Annotated in this window: 4 protein-coding genes and 1 pseudogene; 3 read left to right on the forward strand and 2 right to left on the reverse strand. The window is 45.9% G+C overall.

The features are described 5' to 3' along the window. Together ACO1R6_RS14410 and ACO1R6_RS14415 are read right to left on the reverse strand one after the other, a co-directional pair. Positions 1-257, reverse strand: a pseudogene (locus ACO1R6_RS14410) (Na+/H+ antiporter NhaC family protein); the annotation flags it as partial. Positions 258-412: 155 nt separating this feature from the next. Beyond that, on the reverse strand, positions 413-1,378 hold the full coding sequence (locus ACO1R6_RS14415; RefSeq protein WP_486265596.1) for a TIGR03885 family FMN-dependent LLM class oxidoreductase: 966 nt from the start codon (positions 1,376-1,378) through the stop codon (positions 413-415). A 472-nt stretch (positions 1,379-1,850) separates the two neighbouring features. On the opposite strand from ACO1R6_RS14415, the gene glgX reads away from it, so the two are divergent. The 3 genes from glgX to treY all read left to right on the forward strand — a co-directional run. Then, complete coding sequence (gene glgX / locus ACO1R6_RS14420) at positions 1,851-3,998, forward strand: glycogen debranching protein GlgX (protein ID WP_486265597.1); 2,148 nt, start codon at positions 1,851-1,853, stop codon at positions 3,996-3,998. After that, complete coding sequence (gene treZ, locus ACO1R6_RS14425; protein ID WP_486265598.1) at positions 3,995-5,848, forward strand: malto-oligosyltrehalose trehalohydrolase; 1,854 nt, start codon at positions 3,995-3,997, stop codon at positions 5,846-5,848. Before glgX ends, treZ begins: the two co-directional genes overlap by 4 nt. A 46-nt stretch (positions 5,849-5,894) precedes the next feature. Further along, positions 5,895-8,295 (forward strand): malto-oligosyltrehalose synthase (gene treY / locus ACO1R6_RS14430; protein WP_486265599.1); only part of this gene is annotated, 2,401 nt, incomplete at its 3' end.

Genomic DNA, 8,295 nt, shown 5'->3' on the forward strand with positions numbered 1-8,295 from the left:
GCAAAAGCCCCGGCCAGTAAATAAATCAGGCACATGGTCATAATCCGGGAATCGCCGCAACCCCGAATAAGCGCATCTACTTTAGCCTGTACGCTACCGCCTAAAATTAAAAAAGCTACTATTATGCCCAACACCACGGCCACCGGCGAAGGAAAAGCATAAAAATCGCCGAGGCCAATACCAGCGCCTAAAAACGCCAGTACAAAAACCAGAAAAGGAATTAAGGCAAGGCCTCCACTTTGTTTTAAATTATCCATGAATAAATGCCTGCTTTTCCATCCAACTCAAAAATCAATTTTTAAATACTTTATAAGATTGAAAATGGCTAAAGTGAAAGATAAAATATACCTAAAACCCTGTTAAAACTTTAGTAAGATTGATAGAACAATGGCATTTAGATTTAGTTAAATATTTAAATCTTTGCCAAGGCTGGCAATACTTTTGCCCCAAAATCTTCTATAAAGGGTAAATGGTTCAGGTTTACGTTGTGCAGGTAAATATTGCTAAAACCTAGGTTCAGGTATTCGCCTAACCAATCAATATGCTGTTGCACGTTAGCCGATATCCGGACAAAATTGTCTAATTCATTCGGGTTTACAAATTGAGCGGCGGCTTCAAATTGTTCAGGTATGCGTAAATCGGTTAACAGGCTGTTATCAAAAATATTGCCGCGCCATTGGTCGTGGGCACCCTGGCGGGCTTCCTGCTCGGTGCGGGCATAAGATAATTGTACTTTTAAATACATAGGCTTACCTTCGCCACCACCCTTCCTAAAAGCTTCTACGGTTTTCTTTAATTCAGCCGGGTTCTTCGAAATAGTAATTAAACCATCGGCCCAACCACCTACCCACTCGGCGGTTTTATTTGAAACGGCGGCTCCCATAATTAAAGGATTTATCCTGGGCAACGTATAAAGTTGCGCTTCTTCTATTGTAATCAAACCTTTATGCGTAACCCGTTCGCCGCGCCAAAGAGCCCTGATAATTTCTACGGCTTCTTTTAAACGATTATTGCGTTCGGCTTTGGTGGGCCATTTGTCGCCGGTTATCATTTCGTTAAGGGCTTGTCCGGAGCCCAGGCAAATAAAAAACCTTTCCGGAAACATTTCGGCGAGGGTAGCGGCGGCTTGGGCAATAATGGCCGGATGATACCGCTGCCCAGGTGCATTTACCACTCCAAAAGTAAGGTTGGTGGCCTGCAAAGCCGCGCCCAGCCACGACCAGGCAAAACCACTTTGCCCTTGCGAATTACTCCACGGATGAAAATGATCTGAAGACAAAGCCCCCTGAAAGCCAGCTTGGGCGGCCAGTTGCACGTACTCTAAAAGAGTGCTGGGTTTAAATTGTTCGTGCGAAGCGTGATAACCAATTATTGCCATAAATTTTTGTTTGCCTAATGAAACGGAAGGATAGCAGAACCATTTTTTAAAACAGCGTTTATTATACCACAACCCTTAACCGGAATGATTATTCGCAAACAGCCAGGAAAAGTTAAGAGCCTTTACGTTATAGATTAATCCGATAGATAATTTTAAGTATTTATATCTCTCTAATGAAGCTTTTAACCGTATAAACCGAGCATTAATACGGGTTTTTATTTTTAACGAACTTTTTTTCGGTTTATGGCTCCGCTTTGCCGTATGCGCCATTAAAATAAAGAATAGCTCTTATAACCTTTAATTTTAAACTATACCGGCAACCAAGCCTGCTTTTACGTAAATCTCTAATTTTTACGTAAATCTCTAATTATTAAATATACGTTTTTAGTTTTTATCCGTAGAACGTGAAAATTTTAGCAACTGACCCAATCAACGAATTAACCCAATAGAACTTACTTATACTATAACCAACATGAATACAATTGTGTATCCGGGTAACCCTTATCCATTAGGGGCCACCTGGGATGTAGAAGGTGTAAACTTTGCGCTTTACGCCGACAATGCCACCGGGGTAGACTTATGCCTGTTTAACTCCCCTAACGATGAAACCGAAGTAATTAAAATCAGAATGAAGGAACGCACCCACCAGGTATGGCACGTGTACGTTCCGGATTTGTTGCCGGGGCAATTGTATGGCTATCGAGTTTACGGCCCCTTCGACCCGCAAAATGGCCATCGTTACAACCCTAATAAATTATTAATTGACCCTTACGCCAAAGCTATTTCGGGTACCATTAACTGGCATAATTCTTTGTTTGGCTACGAAATGGGCCACCCCGAAGAGGACCTAAGCTTTAACGATGCCGATAGCGCGCCCTTTATTCCCAAATCGGTAGTGGTAGATCCGCTGTTTGATTGGGAAGGCGATAAAGCGCCCAAAATACCTTACTTTAAATCTATTATTTACGAAACGCATGTAAAAGGCTTTACGCAATTACACCCCGATATTCCGGAAGAAATAAGAGGTACGTACGCCGGCATTGCGCACCCCACAACCATTAAATATTTGCAGGATTTAGGTATAACCGCCATAGAATTAATGCCGGTGCACCATTTCGTGAACGATAGTTTTCTGCAGGATAAAGGCCTTTCTAATTATTGGGGCTACAATACCATTGGTTTTTTTGCCCCCGATGTACGATACTCCAGCCGGGGTGCTTTGGGCGAGCAGGTGGTAGAGTTTAAAACCATGGTAAAAGAACTGCACAAGGCAGGCATAGAAGTAATTCTGGACGTAGTTTACAACCATACCGCCGAAGGCAATCACCTGGGGCCAACCCTTTCGTTCCGGGGTATAGATAATGCCTCTTATTACCGGCTGATGGAAAACGATAAACGGTATTACATGGATTATACCGGCACTGGTAATACCCTTAATGCCAATTTACCCAACGTTCTCCGGCTCATGATGGATAGTTTGCGGTATTGGGTGCTGGAGATGCACGTTGATGGTTTCCGGTTCGATTTGGCCGCTACCCTGGCTCGCGAATTACACGAAGTAGATCGACTAAGCGCCTTTTTTGATATTATTCACCAGGACCCGGTTATTTCGCAGGTTAAATTGATTGCCGAGCCCTGGGATATTGGGGAAGGTGGTTACCAGGTAGGTAAATTCCCGCCGGGCTGGGCCGAGTGGAACGGACGTTACCGCGATAGCATTCGGGATTATTGGCGCGGGGCCGATAGTATGCTGGCCGAATTTGGTCAGCGCATTACCGGTAGCCCCGATTTGTACCAGGACGATTACCGCCGTCCCACCGCCAGTATTAATTTTATTACTGCCCACGATGGTTTTACGCTGCACGATTTGGTGTCGTACAACGAAAAACACAACGAAGCCAATGGCGAAGGCAACAACGACGGCGAAGATCATAACCGTTCCTGGAACTGCGGCGCCGAAGGCCCCTCCGACGATCAATGGATTAATGACCTGCGTAATCGGCAGAAACGTAATCTTTTAACTACTTTGTTTTTATCGCAGGGCGTTCCCATGCTGGTAGCCGGCGACGAGATTAGCCGGACCCAAGGTGGCAATAATAACGCTTACTGCCAGGACAACGAAATTTCCTGGCTTGACTGGGCTGCTGCCGATCAAAATCTATTGAGTTTTACCCGCAAAGTTATTCACCTACGTAAAAACCACCCGGTATTTTGTCGCCGGCGCTGGTTCCAGGGACAACCCATCCGGGGAACAGTAGTTGAAGATATAGCCTGGTTTTTACCCGATGGCTCTGAAATGGACGAAAACCACTGGACCCAAGATTATGCCAAATCTCTGGGTGTTTACCTGAATGGCCGGGGGGTACATACGTTGGGCAGTAAAGGCGAGCATATTATTGACGATAGCTTTTATATCATATTTAATGCCCACCATGAGCCGCTGGAATATACCTTACCATCCGAAAAATACGGTAGCCCTTGGATCAAAATCCTGGACACGGCCGAAGACTTTATTTCGGAAACTGATGGACCAACTTTTGAAGCCGGTAAAACCATTATGGTAGAAAGCCGCTCGGTAATGTTGTTAAAGCAACCCATATTTTTTGATCCGGAAGCATGACAAACCAAAATATTAGCGGGCGTACCATTGGGGTAAACTTTACTCCCACGCAAGAGGCGCAAGTTACAGTTTGGGCCCCCGAAGCAAAAAGTATAGAATTGATCTTATCAGGTACCGGCCTTACCTTACCCCTTCCGCCGGCTGCCTATGGCTATTGGCAAATTATAACGGAGCAGGTAAAACCCGGCGACATATACAAGTTTAAAATCAACGGCGACCAGGAACTGCCCGATCCGGCCTCCTTGAGTCAACCCGAAGGGGTACACGGTCCTTCGCAGGCGCTGGATTTAAAAAGCTTTGCCTGGACCGACCAAAACTGGCAGAACGTACCTTTAGCTGATTATATTTTATACGAATTGCATACCGGCACTTTCACGCCCGGCGGTACTTTTGCCGCTTTAGAAGAAAAGCTGGATTATTTAATAACTCTGGGCGTAAATGCCATTGAAATAATGCCGGTGGCGCAATTTCCCGGCGACCGCAATTGGGGCTACGATGGCGTTTTTCCTTATGCGGTGCAAGATTCTTACGGTGGGGCCGCTGGTTTGCAGCACCTGGTAAATACTTGCCACGAAAAAGGTTTGGCCGTAATTTTAGATGTGGTTTATAACCATTTGGGGCCGGAAGGTAATTATTTAGGGGCTTATGGCCCTTATTTCACCGATAAATATAATACCCCTTGGGGTAATGCCTTAAATTTTGACGATGCCTGGTGCGATGGCGTGCGGGAATACTTTGTGCAGAATGCTTTGATGTGGTTCCGTGATTTTCATATTGATGCCTTACGCCTGGATGCGGTGCATGCAATCAAAGATTTCAGCCCGACCCATATATTGCGGGAAATAAAACAAGCCGTAAATAATTTAATGGCCGAAACCGGCCGCACCCATTACCTGATTGTAGAGCTCGACCTGAACGACAACCGGTTTATTAATCCGCTGGAAGAACAAGGTTACGGCATGGATGCCCAATGGATAGATGAATTTCACCATGCGCTACGTATTACGGCCGGCGGCGAGCCCACCGGCTATTATTCCGATTTTAGTGGCATTGAACATTTAGCCAAATCTTACCAGGATGCCTATGTTTACGATGGGCAATATTCGCCGCATCGGCAAAAGAAATTTGGTGTAAAAGCCCAGCATAATCCGGGGCAACAATTTATTATTTTTTCACAGAACCACGACCAGGTGGGCAACCGCATGTTGGGCGAGCGCACCAGCCAGTTGGTTAGTTTTGAGATGCAAAAATTAATGGCCGGCGCGGTATTGGTAAGTCCGTTTTTGCCCATGTTGTTTATGGGTGAAGAATACAGCGAACCAAACCCTTTCCTGTACTTTGTCTCCCACACTGATCCGGAACTGGCCGAAGCCGTAAGAAAAGGCCGTAAAGCGGAGTTTGCCGCCTTTCACGCCCAGGGCGAAGCCCCGGATCCCATGTCCTTGGAAACGTTTAACAGCTCCAAATTAAGGTGGGAAATATTAGAAAATGAACCGCACCAAACCATGTTCCGGTATTACCAGCACCTGATTAAATTGCGGCAACAGCAACCCGCTTTGCGCCACTTAAACCGGCAAAATGTAAAAGTTTCGGCAGATAAAGAAAACAATACTTTGGTGTTGCACCGCTGGCATAACCAGCACGAGGCACTTTGTTTTTTAAATTTTTCAAACCAAAACCAAAGCGTACAATTACCGCTTGCCAAAAATAATTCTTGGCAGTTACACTTAAACTCCGCCGATCCGGTTTGGGGCGGACCGCACACTGTGCCGGCTACAGCGTCTGGCCAAACCCAGGTTAGCTTGCCGCCGCAATCCATTATAGTTTTTGGCCTTGAACAAGCCGAATAAATATTTAAAAAATCTGTAGCAGGTAGTAATTTAATATTATTTAAAAATGCATAATCCCGTTTCTACTTATCGTTTACAATTTCACGATGATTTTACCTTAACGGATTTAGAGCGCATTATTCCGTACCTGCATAAATTAGGTGTAAGTACCGTATATGCCTCCCCCATCTTTCAATCTTCGCCGGGGAGCACCCACGGTTACGATGGGGTAAATCCGCATAAACTTAATCCGGGCATTGGCACCCACGAGCAACTGCAAAGCATTAGCACAACCTTGCAGAACCAGGGTATGAGCTGGCTCCAGGATATTGTGCCCAATCACATGGCCTTTCACCCGGATAATCCCTGGCTGGTAGATGTGCTGGAAAAAGGTTCACATTCTTTTTACGCACCTTTTTTTGATACGGCACTTACCAGTCAATTATTTAAAGGCCGCCTGATGGTGCCGTTTTTGGGGGCGCCACCCGCCGAGGTAATTCAGAACGGTGAATTAACCGTAGCTTACGAAAACGAACGGTTTGTGCTTAATTATTACGATAGTGCTTACCCGGTAAACTTGCGTACGTATGCCACCATTTTACGGGCCGGTCACCCCGAACCGGCGGAAGCCATTACCCAGCTCCTACAACAGGTAAAGCAAATATTGCAATCCGAAGAAACAAAAGGCTACGCCATAGGGGTCGATGAATTTCGCCGGCAACTAGCTTCTTTAATAAAAAATCCGGAAATAGATGCTTACATACAAGATTGTCTGGAAATCATAAATCAGAATCCGGAGCATTTAACCCAAATTGCCGACGACCAATATTACCACCTTTGCTACTGGCAAGACACGGATAAAAAAATAAACTTCCGGCGCTTTTTTACAGTTAACGGCCTGATATGCTTAAATATTCAGGACCCGGAAGTATTTGCGCATTACCACAGCCTGATAAAAGAATGCCTGGAAGCCGGAATATTTCAAGGATTACGCATCGACCACATTGATGGCCTGTACGACCCAATGGGTTATCTCGAGAGCCTGCGGGAACTAACCGGCGACGAAACGTACATTGTGGTTGAGAAAATATTGGAGCCCGGCGAAGATTTACCCCAAAAATGGCCCATCCAGGGCAATACCGGTTACGATTTTCTGGCCCTGGTTAATAATTTACTTACCCATCCCGGCAGCGAAAAAAGTTTTAACCGGCTGTACAAATCGCTGGTAAATAACAGCAGTCCCATACACAGCCAAATACGCGAGAAAAAGTCTTATATTTTGTCGGAACACATGGCCGGCGAACTAAACAACCTGTACCAGTATTTTCGGGAGTTAAACCTGGCTGAAAAAAAGATGCTGGCTAGTATTCACCAGGATGATATGAAAGCGGCCATTGCCGAATTTTTAATCCGGTGCCCGGTTTACCGCTACTACGGCAACCAACTACCCCTGGACCAGGCCGAAGCTACGGCCGTACAGAATATTTTAAACGAAATCAGGCACAGCAACCACGATTTAAGCGCAGCGGTAGGTGTTTTGGAAAACACGTTTTTGCACCGGCCGCACCTGCAAGATGCTGATTTTAACCAAAAGGCGCTGCAGTTTTACCAGCGTATTATGCAGTTTACCGGACCTTTAATGGCCAAAGGGGTAGAAGATACGCTCATGTATACTTACAACCGGTTTATCGGGCACAACGAAGTAGGCGATTCGCCGGAGACTTTTGGTTTAAGCCCAACTGCTTTTCACGCGCACATGCAGCAGCGGCAGGAAAACTGGCCTTTGTCTATTAATGCCACCTCAACCCACGATACCAAGCGCGGCGAAGATGTGCGCGCCCGTTTAAATGTACTTACTTCCCTGGCCGAAGAATGGACCGAAAAGGTGCAGGAATGGCGGAAACTAAATACCGCTTTAAAGGAAGGGAAATCTCCCGATGCCAACGACGAATATTTTATTTACCAGACGTTAATTGGCGCTTATCCCATGCCGGGCCAGCCGGAAGATGATTTCTCTGACCGCATACAGCAATATTTAGAGAAAGCATTACGGGAAGCTAAAAGATTTTCGAACTGGACCAAGCCCAACGAGCAATACGAAACGGCCGCTAAAAACTTTGCCACTGGTTTGTTAAATCAGCAGGAGGCTTTTTGGCAAAGCTTTGCGCCTTTTCACCAAAAAGTAGCCGATTTTGGCATTATCAATTCTTTGGCCCAGGTATTATTAAAATTTACCTGCCCGGGCGTGCCCGATGTTTACCAGGGAACCGAGCTGTGGGATTTAAGTTTGGTAGACCCCGATAACCGGCGAGCCGTGGCGTACGAACAGCGCCAGGAGTGGCTTACCCAGCTAGAGAGCCGCGAAGCGCAGGAGCCGGAAACGTTTATTCAGGAACTTTGGGAGAACCGCGCCGATGCCCGCATTAAACTGTGGCTGGTACATAAATTGTTGCAATTGCGGCAACAAA

The organism is Adhaeribacter sp., assembly GCF_057359045.1.

Bases quoted from the DNA above. Each gene is read 5' to 3' on its own strand.
- glgX (WP_486265597.1), top strand. From the start codon at position 1,851: ATGAATACAATTGTGTATCCGGGTAACCCTTATCCATTAGGGGCCACC.
- ACO1R6_RS14415 (WP_486265596.1), bottom strand. From the start codon at position 1,378: ATGGCAATAATTGGTTATCACGCTTCGCACGAACAATTTAAACCCAGC.
- treZ (WP_486265598.1), top strand. From the start codon at position 3,995: ATGACAAACCAAAATATTAGCGGGCGTACCATTGGGGTAAACTTTACT.